The 14,739-nt window shown below is 40.1% G+C and carries 17 protein-coding genes; 3 read left to right on the forward strand and 14 right to left on the reverse strand.

What is annotated here, in order from left to right; genetic code table 11:
* The first annotated feature begins 24 nt into the window (after positions 1 to 24).
* Together RRG12_RS33925 and RRG12_RS33930 are read left to right on the forward strand one after the other, a co-directional pair.
* Positions 25 to 1,572: an HlyD family efflux transporter periplasmic adaptor subunit gene (locus tag RRG12_RS33925; RefSeq protein ID WP_420762257.1), complete on the forward strand. Its 1,548-nt coding sequence runs from the start codon at positions 25 to 27 to the stop codon at positions 1,570 to 1,572.
* 968 nt (positions 1,573 to 2,540) lie between these two features.
* Positions 2,541 to 3,323: a peptidylprolyl isomerase gene (locus RRG12_RS33930; protein WP_069073063.1), complete on the forward strand. Its 783-nt coding sequence runs from the start codon at positions 2,541 to 2,543 to the stop codon at positions 3,321 to 3,323.
* A gap of 218 nt (positions 3,324 to 3,541) precedes the next feature.
* On the opposite strand, the gene RRG12_RS33935 is transcribed toward RRG12_RS33930, so the two are convergent.
* The 14 genes from RRG12_RS33935 to RRG12_RS34000 all read right to left on the reverse strand — a co-directional run bounded on the left by RRG12_RS33935 (position 3,542) and on the right by RRG12_RS34000 (position 13,919).
* Entirely contained in the window at positions 3,542 to 3,889 is a 348-nt protein-coding gene (locus RRG12_RS33935) for a HetP family heterocyst commitment protein (protein ID WP_420759681.1), read from the reverse strand.
* 83 nt (positions 3,890 to 3,972) lie between these two features.
* Positions 3,973 to 5,094, reverse strand: coding sequence for a T3SS effector HopA1 family protein (locus RRG12_RS33940; RefSeq protein WP_420759680.1), 1,122 nt, complete (start codon positions 5,092 to 5,094; stop codon positions 3,973 to 3,975).
* 103 nt (positions 5,095 to 5,197) lie between these two features.
* Positions 5,198 to 6,364: a phosphotransferase gene (locus RRG12_RS33945; RefSeq protein WP_420759679.1), complete on the reverse strand. Its 1,167-nt coding sequence runs from the start codon at positions 6,362 to 6,364 to the stop codon at positions 5,198 to 5,200.
* A gap of 109 nt (positions 6,365 to 6,473) precedes the next feature.
* Entirely contained in the window at positions 6,474 to 6,698 is a 225-nt protein-coding gene (locus RRG12_RS33950; RefSeq protein ID WP_420759678.1) for a hypothetical protein, read from the reverse strand.
* Between the two features lie 353 nt (positions 6,699 to 7,051).
* Complete coding sequence (locus tag RRG12_RS33955) at positions 7,052 to 7,285, reverse strand: hypothetical protein (protein WP_420759677.1); 234 nt, start codon at positions 7,283 to 7,285, stop codon at positions 7,052 to 7,054.
* Positions 7,286 to 7,459: 174 nt separating this feature from the next.
* On the reverse strand, positions 7,460 to 7,720 hold the full coding sequence (locus tag RRG12_RS33960) for a hypothetical protein (RefSeq protein ID WP_069073068.1): 261 nt from the start codon (positions 7,718 to 7,720) through the stop codon (positions 7,460 to 7,462).
* Between the two features lie 167 nt (positions 7,721 to 7,887).
* Positions 7,888 to 8,121, reverse strand: a complete 234-nt coding sequence (locus RRG12_RS33965; protein WP_420759676.1) for a hypothetical protein — start codon at positions 8,119 to 8,121, stop codon at positions 7,888 to 7,890.
* Positions 8,122 to 8,264: 143 nt separating this feature from the next.
* A complete protein-coding gene (locus RRG12_RS33970; protein ID WP_420762254.1) occupies positions 8,265 to 8,489 on the reverse strand; it encodes a hypothetical protein in 225 nt (74 codons plus the stop codon).
* A 143-nt stretch (positions 8,490 to 8,632) separates the two neighbouring features.
* Complete coding sequence (locus RRG12_RS33975; protein WP_420762254.1) at positions 8,633 to 8,857, reverse strand: hypothetical protein; 225 nt, start codon at positions 8,855 to 8,857, stop codon at positions 8,633 to 8,635.
* Positions 8,858 to 9,001: 144 nt separating this feature from the next.
* On the reverse strand, positions 9,002 to 9,226 hold the full coding sequence (locus RRG12_RS33980) for a hypothetical protein (protein ID WP_069073070.1): 225 nt from the start codon (positions 9,224 to 9,226) through the stop codon (positions 9,002 to 9,004).
* A gap of 160 nt (positions 9,227 to 9,386) precedes the next feature.
* Positions 9,387 to 9,611, reverse strand: coding sequence for a hypothetical protein (locus RRG12_RS33985; RefSeq protein WP_069073071.1), 225 nt, complete (start codon positions 9,609 to 9,611; stop codon positions 9,387 to 9,389).
* Positions 9,612 to 10,051: 440 nt separating this feature from the next.
* Positions 10,052 to 10,294 (reverse strand): hypothetical protein, encoded by a 243-nt coding sequence (locus RRG12_RS33990; protein WP_069073072.1) that lies wholly within the window; start codon positions 10,292 to 10,294, stop codon positions 10,052 to 10,054.
* A 403-nt stretch (positions 10,295 to 10,697) separates the two neighbouring features.
* Entirely contained in the window at positions 10,698 to 12,215 is a 1,518-nt protein-coding gene (locus tag RRG12_RS33995) for a M16 family metallopeptidase (RefSeq protein WP_420759674.1), read from the reverse strand.
* 36 nt (positions 12,216 to 12,251) lie between these two features.
* Complete coding sequence (locus tag RRG12_RS34000) at positions 12,252 to 13,919, reverse strand: M16 family metallopeptidase (protein ID WP_420759673.1); 1,668 nt, start codon at positions 13,917 to 13,919, stop codon at positions 12,252 to 12,254.
* A 151-nt stretch (positions 13,920 to 14,070) separates the two neighbouring features.
* On the opposite strand from RRG12_RS34000, the gene RRG12_RS34005 reads away from it, so the two are divergent.
* The gene (locus RRG12_RS34005) at positions 14,071 to 14,685 is read left to right on the forward strand and encodes a TetR/AcrR family transcriptional regulator (protein ID WP_420759672.1); all 615 of its coding nucleotides are present in this window, start codon (positions 14,071 to 14,073) and stop codon (positions 14,683 to 14,685) included.
* Positions 14,686 to 14,739 lie beyond the last annotated feature (54 nt).

Here is a 14,739-nt window from a genome sequence, read left to right on the forward strand (position 1 = left end):
CCCAGTCCCCAATCCCCAATTCTTATGCCAAACCCATCTAATAATTCATCATCTGCCTTTGCCATAGAAAAGCCGATTGAATTTCACCTGGCTGAAGACGCAAGTGCCATTATTGATCCTCAGACGCAGAAAACATCTGAAGAGAACGATTGGTTTTACGGCACCGAGGAACTGCTAGACGCCTTACCAAAAATCTGGACGCGCTCCATGTTGTATTTACTGGTGGGCTTTGCTGCAATCATCTTACCTTGGGCAATGCTTTCTAAAGTTGATGAAACAGGAAGTGCTAGAGGGCGAATGGAACCGGAAGGAGCAACCCAACAATTGGATAGTCCAGTGATTGGTAGCGTTACTGCTGTCAATGTCAAAGAAGGCGCAACCGTAAAAGCAGGAGAGGTTTTGGTTGAATTGGAGTCTGATGTGCTGCGAACAGAATTGCAGCAGGTGCAAACAAGACTAGAAGGTTTATTAAATCGGCGATCGCAACTCGATCTTCTCAAAAACCAAATTCTTTTGACAATTAACACCCAAGAGCAACAAAATAAATCTCAAGAATTGGAAAAAATTGCCCAAATTAGTCAGGCGCAGCAAAACCTCGATGCTAAACAGAGTACTTACAACTTACAACGACTGGAAAAACTGGCTCTAGTAGAACAGGCTAGCCAGAACATCAGTTCTACCCAGATTGCTCAGAAGTTAGCGAAGAGTCGTTTAAGGCGAGATTTTGCAGAAATTGCGCGTTATCGCAAACTTTTGCGGGTGGGTGCAATTCCCCAAACCAAACTTGTAGAACTGGAAAAAACAGCGGAAGAGAGCCAGCGCTTGCAAGAACAAACAAAATCTGATATCACACAAGCCCAGTTGCGCTTAAAAGAAGAAGTGAACCGCTATCAGTCGTTGATGAGTCAAGCTCAATCAGATATTCAGCTTTTCAAACTTCGCTTGCAAGAGCAGCAAAGTGGCTATCGCAGTGTAGTGCAAGCAGGTAGACTGGCGGTGCTGAGAAATCAGGAACAGCTTAAAGACTTACAAACACAAATTACTAACCTGCAATCAGAAATTGCTCAAACTGGAAGCCAGGTGACATCCTTGCAACTACAAATGCAGCAACGAATAGTGCGATCGCCTATTGATGGCACAATTTTTGAGTTACCTATCGAAAAACCAGGCTCAGTAGTCGAACCGGGACAGATGATTGCCCAAATTGCACCCAACAATACACCCTTGATTTTAAAAGCACAGATGCCCAGCCAACAAAGCGGTTTTTTGAAGGTGGGAATGCCAGTTAAAATCAAATTTGATGCTTATCCCTTCCAAGATTATGGGGTAGTGCAAGGGCGTGTTAGCTGGATTTCACCTAACTCAAAAGTTCAGACAACTAATCAAGGCAACATCGAAACCTATGAGTTGGAAATCTCCCTAGATCAACCCTATATCCAAAATGCCAACAGACGTATTCCCCTAACAGCAGGTCAAACAGCAACCGCAGAGGTGATTATTCGTCAACGCCGGGTGATGGACTTTATCTTAGATCCGTTTAAGAAGTTGCAAGAAGGTGGTTTAGAGCTTTAGGAATGAGAATTAAATAACATCGACTTTTGTAGGTTGGGTTGAGGCACGAAGCATTGGTGTCAACTTAACGCAAAAACTATGTCCCGCAAGGAACTTAAGTTCCTTGCTAATAGCGAAAGTCATCTGAAGATGACTAGTACCGCAAGGCGGAATTAAAAATTAAAAATTAAAAATGAATACAGCATAAGGGTTTCGTTGATTTGGAATGATTGGTTTATTTACACCGTGTTGTACTAGTACAGCACGGCGTAAATAAACCACCCATTTTAAATGTCTGAAACCCTTGCAAACAATTAATTACGAATTACGTTAGCGCAGCGTTAGCGACGCAGGAGCGTCATTACGAATTACGAATTCCGCCTTGCGGTACTAGATATCCCCAAAAATATTCAGTCTACTTCAGTAGACTTTAGCTATGAGCCAGAGAATTCATTCTCTGGCGGGTTATGAAGCCCGCAGCGAAGTTATTTCTAGCTTAAGTTGACACCAATGGGCACGAAACCCAACCTACACAGGTTATTAAATCCACTATCCTTAGCATATAGCCCTACTTAATTCGTTTGCAAGACTCAGATCCCCGAATTCAGTAATAATTTGGGGATCTGAGTCTTGCGATTTAATTTGTGTAATACCAATTTTTTATGCAGCTTCACCTCAAATTGGTATCAAGTATTACTAAATTTTCATTAGATAAATATTGTAGTTTTATTGTTTCTTTTTAGCTATTTATTTCTGGCTTCTGAATTCTTCTTCATCTTTTTTTGCTACACTGATTTATTGAAAAAATAAATATAATTTATATTATACAATATATACCTTTTGATTACATCAGATAAAATATTCGAGTTATTATTATATAAAGGCAATAATAATTGCATCTAAAAATATAAGAGAGATACAATTATTATTATCTTGCTAAAATTGAAACCACCCTATTAATTTAGGTTACTAATTGTAGGAGTTAGAATATGTCAAAACTATTGACTGTTTCTCCTGATGATATTCTTGACCACATAAAGCTTTCTTGCCAAATTCCTAGCGTATTGGAGGCGATCGCAACTCGGAAAATTGTTGAAGATGAAGCTAAAAAGGCAGGTATTGAAATTGGTTTAGAAGAACTGCAAAATGCAGCAGATAGCCTGCGTTTAGCCAACCAACTTATCAAAGCAGAAGATACCTGGGCATGGTTAGACAAATATCATCTTTCTTTAGACGACTTTGAAGCAATAGCTGAAACCAATCTAATATCTGCTAAATTGGCAAATCATTTATTTGCAGAAAAAGTCGAATCATTTTTCTATGCACACCAACTCGATTATGTTGGAGCAGTGACATACGAAGTCGTATTAGATGACGAAGATTTAGCTCTAGAACTGTTTTACGCGCTGCAAGAAAATGAAATTAGTTTTCAAGAAATTGCCCGCCAATACATTCAAAATACTGAAATACGCCGTGCTGGAGGATATCAAGGAATACGCCTCCGCAGCGATTTTAGACCAGAAATTGCAGCAGCGGTCTTTGCTGCGAGTCCCCCACAAATTCTCAAACCAATAACTACTCCCAAAGGAGTGCATATAATTGCAGTTGAGGAAATCATTAAACCTCAACTAGACGAACAGCGGCGGCTGCAAATTATGGGAGACTTATTTGCTAATTGGTTAAAAGGTCAAATCGCCGCCTTGGAAATAGTGACAAATCTGACGAAGGTTGTCAATTCTCAATCATCTAAAGATATCCTAATACAGGCTTAACCTCTAATTCCCTCCTTAAAAAGGAGGGATAAAGTGTTAACTGAAAGACATTGCTTGATAAATGCGATGCCTATGGCGGTAAACTACGCATTTTTTTTGAGGATATTTACCCATTAACGTAGGGACGCACAGCTAGCTATGTGTCCCTATCAGATTGATGTATGCAAGATTAGAAATTTCTAATATTTATCAAGAAAAATTTGTAAGAATAGAGACTTTTAAGCCTGTTCCCTATTCTCTGTTCCCTTTTCCCTGCTATCGTTGGAACGACCTTTGCCGATACCCATTTGAATCCAGCTTGATTCTAGTTTAAAAAGTCCTAAATTCCGATTATCAGTTTGACGACGATTGGCTTTGCTAAGTAGCCAGTTATTTTTCATTAATCGAATGTAGGTGCGTGAGGGTATATATTCTAGAGGATTGTAACCACTAAAACGAAGGATTAAAACACAAGCCCAGGAATATTTACCCACAGAAACAGCTTTGACTATCTGTTCCAATTCTTCATGATTGAATTTAAATTTGTTATCTAATAGTTCATTAGATGTGGAAAATTCTTGAGTCATATAATTCATGAGTAAAAATCGGCGTTGCTGAGTAAGTGAATTTTTGAACTTATGACTGGGTATGAATCCCCAGTCCCTAGTCCCTAATCCCCAGTCCCTAATCCCCAATTCAAAGAAGTATAGATATCATCTGAGTTAGGATTGAGGTAGGGACGTTGCAATTCAATTTCGCACAAAGAGAAATGCCGCAGAATTGATGTCATCCGTCCTGCTGGCGTATCATTACCTTCATACCAAGCCTCAAGTAAAGCATTGGCAACAATTTGACAGCGGTTTGTGCCAAAACTTTCTTTAACAGCAAATTTGCGGTCTGGTTCTTCAGCGATCGCCATCCCTGGTGCTACCATCTTGGTAAACAAAGGCACTTGCTCACCAAAATGGGATTGATGTTCTGCATATACCCTCTCTAACACTGGGTGAACAGCTTCGTAGTTGCTTTTGCCAAAGTAAAGCACTGCTGAGTCATAACGCTCATAATCGGAAGGATTGTATAGTGCTTTGAATGAAAAGAAAATGGGGATAGCGTTGAGTTGGGCAGTTAAACTGTCCATAACTGCAACTGCACCATCTGAAGTTAAATTGAAATAAACGCGTACCAGATTTTCTTGATTTGAGGGAGTTCCGGCATTAGCAACTGCCATATAAAATCCGTTTTGCACCAGATTTTTGGGCATTTTAATCGTCACTAAATTACCGGCAGTAAGAGGTTGGTCTGTTGGTTGCAAATGGATATCGCGTTGAATGTGCAGTATTAAAGCATTTTTCTCAACTGCCAAAGTCCCATCAGTTTCTTCTTTCACTACCAGCCAATCAGGACTCCAGTAGCCTTCGCCTCTGTTGCTTTCATGCAAGCGATCGTAAAATGCTAAATCTACACCCAACAAAGTGTTATTTTCTATATTTTGATTCAGTGCCAAATTCGTTACCTCTGCATCGGGTGCGAGGGCACTTTTCAAAGAGCCATTGTAATAGATGCCGTAGAGAAAATTACGCAGTTGCACGCTTAAAAAGCTATTCTGGATGTCTAAGGGTAATTGCTGAAAACGAGTAACTGCTGCCTGTGGTAATTCCAAGGGTTTATAGTCTGGGTGTCTAATACAATAGTGAGACTCAATTTGAAGTTGATTAATGATGTCTTGTAGTGATGTCTGCAATGACTCTGAAATATCTGGTAGTTGAGTTTCTAGCGAATCTAATAGTTGCATAGGTTTATTTGGGAATTGGGCATTGGGAATTGGGCAGAGGTGCGGGGTGCAGAAGGGAAAACTCTTCTCCCTGCTCTTGCTCCCTCATCCCCCGCATCCTCTCCTAAACGGGGGCAAGGTCTGATATTTGCATTCCGAAAATTGTTGGAATTGATGCTTCTGGACGGCACAACAAACTTTTAGCAACTTGGAGCATACATATACCAGAGTTACCAAAGGTTTTTTCGTGCTGGAGTGCCGCTTGAATAGCTTGAATCAAAGCTAAACCACAAAATTGCACAACTCGTTGCAAGAAATCAGGACGATGCTCTAAAATTTCGGGAAAGTAAGCTAAATAAGTAGTAAGCAGGGCCGAGATGGAAGGCTGAATCACTTGTAGAGGGGTTGTTGCTAGGCGTAAAGACTCTTCGATCGCAATGGATTTACTGGTAATTAAACTATACAGCCAAAATTGCAAATAGCTAGCGATCGCTTTTCCCAAATCACTAGCCGGATCTCCCCAACCAGAGCGTTCCCAGTCAATGAATCGAACAATGCTCTCATCTGAGAACGACTCATCAAAAAATACTTCTTCCCAATCGAGTAATAGAAGGATATTGTTTAACTTCAGGTCATTATGCGTTAGACAACAAGGAGTGAAAGCGTTGGTTAAATTTGCGATCGCTTGTCCCAGACTGTCGTAACGTTGATAAAGGGTAAAGAATTTCAGTCCATCAGCAGGAACCTTACCAAAAATTTCCGGAGTAATCCTATCCAATCCACGAATTAGCTCAGGAGTTTTTTGATTAGATGCATCCTCAGACTTTTGAAAAAATTCCCGATAGTTTTGACGGTCAAAAGTTAGACGATGAATTGATGCCAGAGTCGCACCAACTGCCGCCGCAATCTTAGTTGGAAAAAAATTCTTCTTCAGGTAGAAATCATGCAAATCGCAATAATTGCTCAGATAATTAAACACAATGATGGAATTTTCCACATCAAAATGCAATGCTTCCGACAAATAAGGTCGAATGTGGCTGATTTCTGGGAATGTTTGGAAAAAATCGTGAATTCGCCATTCCTGCAAAAACTCACCAGCAGTTTTGCCTTCTCGGTTGAGACGTTCTTGCTTAACTAAGAGTTTTCGTCCATCTGGAAAAGTCAGTAACAAGTTAAAATTTTTAGCAGGTTTTAGCTCGACTTGACTCAAAGACTGCTCTTGTTGAGTACACATACCTTGAGAAATCAGGTAGCTAAAAACATTTTGAGAACTTAATAAAAATGGTGGCATAGCGTCAGAAAAATCCTAGCTGAATCACTAAAGTTATTTGATTAGTTAAAAGTTGTTGATGGCAAATCAATACATTGCAGATTTACCATCAGGTTATGATGCAATCTTTTTAGGTTACATTCCCATTAGGATGAAATGACTTTGCTAGCAACGTATTATTGTAGATTGCAAAGGAAAGTAACATAAATTCAAGGCTCTTTACACCAAAGTTAAGCATTTGAGTAAAGTCATCTTCTTCACCACCATATACAAGCATAGAATCCATATTAGTCAGGTCGGTCAGGTAATTTTCTGAATCAGCAGGGCGCAGTTCAGAAATTGTGATATTTGACATTTACTCCATTCCAGAGAATTATTTATCCAACGCTCAACGTGAATTAGATTCAAGTAGCGAAGAACTAAAAATTCTGAATAATCATTGAGAAAAATTTTCTCGGCTCTCCTGGTTTATTAGTATTCAAAAAGTCTCATGTGTTATGCCATCTCACGAAATGCCTGATACATTCTCCTTTCAATACTTGCTCAATTCCTTACTTTTAAGAAGGATCAAGTATTAACCTAACTGGATTGAATTTAGTTGCATCTAGGTAGCGCTGATGCCAAAATCAAAATTATAATTTTTGCACATGAGTTACTTATTTACTCTTAATCCCAGAAAAGCCATTTAGCTCATTAGTGAACTACAAATTAAACACCTTCACTGAACGATTTGGCTAGGGATACAACATTATTTATGCCAAAGCCTAATATAGAGAATTCAAACCCCTTAATGCCATATTGCAGTAATTGTTCATATCCATAGCCTTCACCACCATTTATAGATATAGAATCCATATCGCTCAAGTCGGCGAGGAAGTTTTCAGAATCTTGGAATAATTCTGAGCCAGCGGGACGCAATTCAAAAAGTGTAATCTTAGTCATAATTAATCCCCAAAAAAATTGTGGTCTTTAAGTAAAACTTGTGGGTAGTAAAGCTTTAGATAGCCGAATTTTTCGTCATTCAATCAACTTTATAGTTTTTAACTGCACAAATCTGGTTTTTCCTTTTATATTAGGAAAGCTAGATGGCTTAGTATCGAACTATGAGTTAATTTCTTAACCACAAGTGCTGTTTGCAGAAGCAATACTAGTTCCACTGAATGACTTAGCTAGGGATACAACATTATTGATTCCCAACCCTAAGAGTGCGAACTCATATCCCTTAATTCCATAATCTAGCAATGGATCAAATCCGGCGCCGTGACCACCATAAACAGAGGTGGAATTTGCATCACTCAAATCATTGAGAAAGCTTTCGGAATCTTGGAATAGTTCTGAGCCAGATAGATACAATTCGGAAAGTGTAATAGTAGCCATGATTTACTCCTAAAAATCTTGTGAGATGTAGTTGGATATTACTGCTTTTAGCTAGCTCTTTTGCTTTTATTAGTAATAAAGAATATTCTGCTTTTCAGATACATATATTTCTTTTTTACTTAATTTACAAAAGAGCTAAATAGCTTAGGTGTAATTACTAACTAATATTACAAGAACCCATCCCCTTCGCTGAATGACTTAGCTAGGGATACAACGTTATTGATTCCTAAGCCTAAAATAGCGAATTCATATCCCTTGGTTCCATATTCCAAGAATGGATCGAATCCGTAGCCTTCACCGCCATATACAGCATTCACGTCGTTCAAATCGGTGAGAAAGCTTTCGGAATCTTGGAACAGTGCCGAGCCAACTTGCAATTCAGAAAGTGTGATATTAGCCATGATTTTCTCCTGAAAAATTTGTTGCGATGCATTTTTACTCTTGGCTCTCTTGGATTTTAAATTAGAAAAACCTTATGTTTATTACATATATTTTTTTAACTTTTATCACAAAAGAGCCGTGCAATTCAGTAGCTAACTATTAATTAGTCAGCATCACTTAATGACTTAGCTAGGGATACAACGTTATTGATTCCCAAGCCTAAGATGGAGAATTCAAATCCCTTGGCTCCATATTCCAAGAATGGATCGTATCCGTAGCCTTCACCGCCATATACAGCATTCACGTCGTTCAAATCGGTGAGAAAGCTTTCGGAATCTTGGAACAGTGCCGAGCCAACTTGCAATTCAGAAAGTGTGATATTAGCCATGATTTTCTCCTGAAAAATTTGTTGCGATGCATTTTTACTTTTGGCTCTCTTGGATTTTAAGTTAGAAAAACCTTATGTTTATTACATATATTTTTTTAACTTTTATCACAAAAGAGCCGTGCAATTCAGTAGCTAACTATTAATTAGTCAGCATCACTTAATGACTTAGCTAGGGATACAACGTTATTGATTCCCAAGCCTAAGATGGAGAATTCAAATCCCTTGGCTCCATATTCCAAGAATGGATCGTATCCGTAGCCTTCACCGCCATATACAGCATTCACGTCGTTCAAATCGGTGAGAAAGCTTTCGGAATCTTGGAACAGTGCCGAGCCAACTTGCAATTCAGAAAGTGTGATATTAGCCATGATTTTCTCCTGAAAAATTTGTTGCGATGCATTTTTACTCTTGGCCCTCTTGGATTTTAAGTTAGAAAAAACCTTATGCTTATTACATATATTTTTTTAACTTTTATCACAAAAGAGCCGTGTAACTCAGTCGCTAACTATTAATTAGTCAGCCTCACTTAATGACTTAGCTAGGGATACAACGTTATTGACACCCAAGCCTAAGATGGAGAATTCAAATCCCTTGGCTCCATAATCCAGTAATTCATCGAATCCATAACCTTCACCACCATATACAGCATTCATGTCGTTCAAATCGGTGAGAAAGCTTTCGGAATCTTGGAACAGTGCCGAGCCAACTTGCAATTCAGAAAGTGTGATATTAGCCATGATTTTTCCTACAAACTCTTGTTGCAATGCGTTTTTACACTACTAAATCTGGTTGGCTCTTCTAGATTTGTGGTTTAAAGAAAACTCATGTATGTCACATATATTTCTTTTTTCCTTTAATCCCTAGAAGAGCCATTTAGGTGAGAGAGTAAACTACAAATTAAACATCTTCACTGAATGACTTAGCTAGGGATACAACGTTATTGACACCCAAGCCTAAGATGGAGAATTCAAATCCCTTGGCTCCATATTCCAAGAATGGATCGAATCCATAACCTTCACCACCATATACAGCATTCATGTCGTTCAAGTCGGTGAGAAAGCTTTCGGAATCTTGGAACAGTACCGAGCCAACTTGCAATTCAGAAAGTGTGATATTAGCCATGATTTTTCCTACAAACTCTTGTTGGATATGAACAATTAAGCTGTATATTGCTTAACTGTTAATGCAATTTTTATCCATAACTTTTAGAGAAATCAAGGCTATTAACTCGCTAAAAAAGACATAAATCAAAGGAATAAGTCTGGATTAACTATTGGAATAATTATAAAAACTACAATGAAAATTGCTGCTATTATCGAGGATAAAGCGCAATCAAAGAATTTTTATTGATTTGATATAGCAGTTTTAAATAAGAGTCTTACACCATTCTCAAAACTGTAGGGCGGATACCGTTTACCATTTCCTCAAAGCTTGATTTATAAATTGTCGGCAGCGCCCACAGCACATATTTTTTAGCTAATAATTATAAAAAAATGCGCTCTAAGATTAATTAGACTTAGAGCGCACAAGCTAAATTAATTTGAAAAGTAATTGCAAAAAGATTAGAGGCTCTCAACAATTTCTGTTTGTACATCTCCTAGCTTGTTATTTAATATATCCATCCAATTATCAAAACGATCATTGAGTTCGGTCACTATGCCTGATGGATCACTGACTGAAGTTCGTGAGCCTCTTCTCCTTCTTCTAGCACCACCTTCTACAGTCTTCATTTCCTGATCGGTAAGTTCATCGAATTGCTTATCTTCACCGATAGGATGCAGGTCGGATATGGTTATCCTAACCATGTGGTCGCCTCCCTAAATACATTGCTATACATTTATATTCAGTTACATAGCCTTGGATAGGATTAAACCTGACATCCAAAACCCTCTCTTATATTTTGCTATGCAATTAAAGAAAATCAAGTTTTACTGATTAATTTTAAAGACTAAATTAAGGGAGTTTTGTCTAAAGAAGAAACGATTTTATAGCAGTGGAATTTATTTATGTTGCTGAGTATCCCATAAAAATAGAGACAGCAATAAATCGCCGTCTCTATTTTTAGTTTGACTGTAATTTGTGATTGAGCAGCGTCGCTAGTGGTCTATCACATTAATTTTGACGGTTAGAAAGACGCGATAAATCGCCGTCTCTACAGAGAATTTATCCATCAATTATTTATTGACAGACTACTAGACATCTATGCCACTAATTCTTCGCCTGTGGCTGTGAACCAGGAATCGTTACATCTATTGGTGTCACTTGTGCTGCTAGTTGCGTCAATGGTGGTTGAATAGCGGTTTGATTTCCCACTACTAAAGTCACGATCTTTTCTGGTTTGAGGTATTCTCGTGCTACCCGTTGCACATCTGCGGCGGTGGTGGCGGCGACAGCTTTTTGATAGCGAAAGAGGAAATCAGCAGGATAGCCGTAATATTCGTATCGCATCAACCGTGATAAGGTTTGGCTGGGGTCTTGAAAGTTGAACACAAAGGAGTTGAGTGTAGACTCTTTTGCAAAAGCCAGTTCTTTTGCTGTCACTCTTTGAGTTTGGATGCGCTTGATTTCACTTTGTAAGGCTTTGACAAACTGGACGGTAGCATCCGATCGCGTTTGTCCACCAGCAATAAACATGCCAGGATAGTCGAAACGGGGACTCCACTGGCCATAGACAGAGTAAGCTAAACCTTGGCGCGATCGCAATTCATTAAATAAGCGTCCACCAAATCCATTTAACACTCCATTCAATACATCCAGCGCTGCATAATCGGGACTGTCAAACCGTCCGCCTAAATGGCCGATAAGCACACTACTTTGTGTCAGTTGTGGCTGATTGACAAAAAAGACTCCACCTGTATTAGCTGGCAAAACCTTTGGTAATGTCGGTTTAGCAACACCTGGGTTGCGGTTCCAGTCGCCCAACTTAGCTTGAACGAGCGATCGCATTTTCTTAGAATCAAAATCCCCTACAATCCCCAAAATCATATTATTGGGGTGGAAATATTGCTGATAAAACTTGAGTAAATCCTCACGCTCAACCTGATCCACCGTTGCATACTCTATGGTGCGAGCATAAGGGCTATCTTTGCCATAGATCAATTTCTTAAATTCTCGATTGGCAATCCCATCTGGATCGTCATTGCGACGGGCAATTCCACCCTTAGCCTGTGTCTTAGCTAAGTCTAGCTTTTCTTGAGCAAATGCTGGCGATCGCAACACCTCAGCAAACAGCCCAAACACTGTTTCTAAATCTTCACTGAGTGCCTCAAAGCTAGCATTACCAGCAGCTTCACTAATACTAGTTTCCACCGCCGCCGCCCGTTGTTCCAATATCTCGTTGAGTTCATCAGGCGAATGCTTCTTGGTTCCTCCAGTCCGCATCACCGCGCCTGTAAAACCAGCTAAACCAACTTTTTCCATTGGTTCCAAGCGATTTCCTGTTCGCACAAACGCCGTCCCATTCACCAACGGCAATTCGTGATCCTCCATCAAATAGACAACTAAGCCGTTTTGAAGCACAAACCGCTCATACTTGGGTAACTTAATCTCAGGTAGCGGTGGCAACTGCAATTCTGTGTAATGCTTCGCCTCAGCCGTCGCCGCCAGAGAAAAGTTACAAGTTAAAAGTAAACACGCAAAAACAGCAATCAAAGCATAAACAAGCCTCTTCCCATTTTGGATTTTGAACACCATCCGCCTTTTACTCTTCACCTTGTGCCTCTGCATACTCTCTTCCTTGGTATCCTTCGTAGTTCGTTTCTCTTAAGCTTCTTTTGACAACAGCTTACCAATCGTCCGATTTTTTGCCGTAAACGTTTCCTTCGCTACTCGCACAATATCAGTCGTCGTCACCGCCGAAATGTCATCCAACTGCTTAAACAAATTCCGCCAAGAGCCAGTTTTCACCTCATATTCCAACAATTGTTGAGCCATCCCCATATTGGAATCGAGGGTACGTAACAAACTCGCCCGTGCTTGGGTTTTCACCCGTTCTAAATCAGCCACCGCTACAGGCTCAGTTTTTAATTTGTCAATTTCTTGACGCAAAGCCACTGCCAACTCATCAACTGTATGACCAGGAGCCGTGAGAGCATAGAATAACATCAGGTTTGGATACTTATCTCCAGGAAATCCGCTAAAACCTTGGGCATTTAGCGCCAAACGCTGCTTTTCTACCAAAGATTTATACAGCCGCGACGTGCGCCCATCACTTAATAAACTGCCAATGATTTCATAGACTGCATTATCTGGATGAGTCACTGCCGGACGATGATAACCTTCTAAATACCAAGGTTGAGAAGGTAGCTGTAAAGTAACTTCCCGTGTTTGTTGTTGTGGCGGTTCCACCGGGATTTGTTCAACAGCTTTGGTTTTGGCTTCATAGCGGCCAAAATAAGTTTGCGCCAGTTTTTTCACCTCAGCCGGGTTAACATCTCCGACAATGGCAATGGTCAAATTACTTGGTACGTAGTGAGTATCAAAAAACTTTTGGACATCTTCTGGTGTCAGATTGCGAATATCTTCGTCATAACCAATCACCGGACGTCTGTAAGGATGAGCTTTGTAAGCAGTATCGATAAATTTTTCCACCATCATGCCAATGGGTGAATTATCTACCCGCATCCGTCGTTCTTCTAAAATTACATCTCTTTCTTTATAAAACTCACGACGAATGACAGGATCGAGAAATCGCTCCGATTCCAACGACATCCAAAGTTCCAGCTTATTAGCAGGAAAGCTGTACAGATAGCGGGTAGCTTCAGTTGATGTATTGGCATTTAAACCCACGCCTCCCGCTTGTTCGACAATTTGCCCCAATTCATTTTGTTTGACAAGCTTGGCTGCTTGCGATTCCACTTTCTTAAACTCAGCTTCTAACCGAGCAACCTCATCTTTTTTGCCATCGGCTTTTGCTGTTTGAATTTGAGCATCTAACCTTTCTAAAGCTTCAAGTAGTGGTTTTTCCTTTTTGTAGTCTTCTGTACCAATGCGCGTTGTGCCTTTAAATGCCAAATGTTCCAGAAAGTGAGCTACGCCAGTTTTGCCATCTGGCTCATCCACACCACCGACATTCGCGTATGTAAGAAAAGAAACTACTGGCGCTTGATGCCGTTCCAAAACAATGAATTTCAGACCATTGTCGAGGCGAAACTCCGTTAACTGCTTGATGACTCGATCCAGATAAGGTTGGATCGAACTTTGAACTGGCGGGGTTTGAGTTTTGGTTTCTTGAGGAGAAGGTGCTGTTTGAGTTTGAGCCAGAGCCATTTCTGGTAGTAATCCCCACCAGAGAACGATCAAAGCTAACAAAGTGACAAACAACCGCCGCAATATGACAGATACTTGATCTGACCAATCCAAAATCGTTCGACTGAGCGAAGTCGAAGTCCCCAATCTAAAATCTAAAATTGACCGACTGATCTGGTTCATAAGCGAAAATTAAGATAAAGTTACATTACCTAAATAACAGGATACTTAGCAAAAGGGCGTTAATCTTGTATTAAGCTTTCAGTGGGTCTTTGTACTTGACATTAGACAATAATGCTACAAGTCCTGTTCCGGATATCTAACCATAACTGTTATGCGAGTTTTTAATTCTTCCCCGCCTTCAGAGGCTCAGACGCGCACCCGGATTTTGCAGGCAGCACAACGGTTGTTTGCCTCTCAAGGATTTGACGGTACTACCACCCGCGACTTAGCACAAGCAGCAGGTGTAGCTGAAGGCACTCTGTTTCGTCATTTTCCCAATAAAAAAGCGATTTTGGTGGAAGTAGCCACGAATGGTTGGGTAGAGATTCTCACCGATTTGCTAACAGAATTGAGTGAAATGGGCAGCTATAAAGCCGTAGCTCAGGTGATGCGCCGTCGGATGTGGAATTTTCAAAAAAATGCCGATTTAATGCGCGTTTGTTTTATGGAAGTGCAGTTTCACCCCGACTTGCGCGATCGCATTCAATTAGAAGTCATTACCAAAATGACCGATGTCGGCGAAGCATTCTTTCAAACAGCGATGGATAAAGGCATTTATCGTCAAACTGACGCCAAGCTAGTTGCCAAAGTTTTTTTAGGAATGTTTGCGATCGCAGGTTTTTCCAACAACACCATCATAGAACCTGACGCTTCCCCCCAACAAATGCAGGAAATGGCCGAAGGACTCGCTGATATCTTCCTTAATGGTGTTTTAGTAAAAGAGTAGGGAATTGGGCATTGGGCATAGAAGATTATGAAAAAGGGTAAAGGGGAAGGGGGA

The sequence above is a fragment of the Nostoc sp. CALU 546 genome, assembly GCF_048836525.1.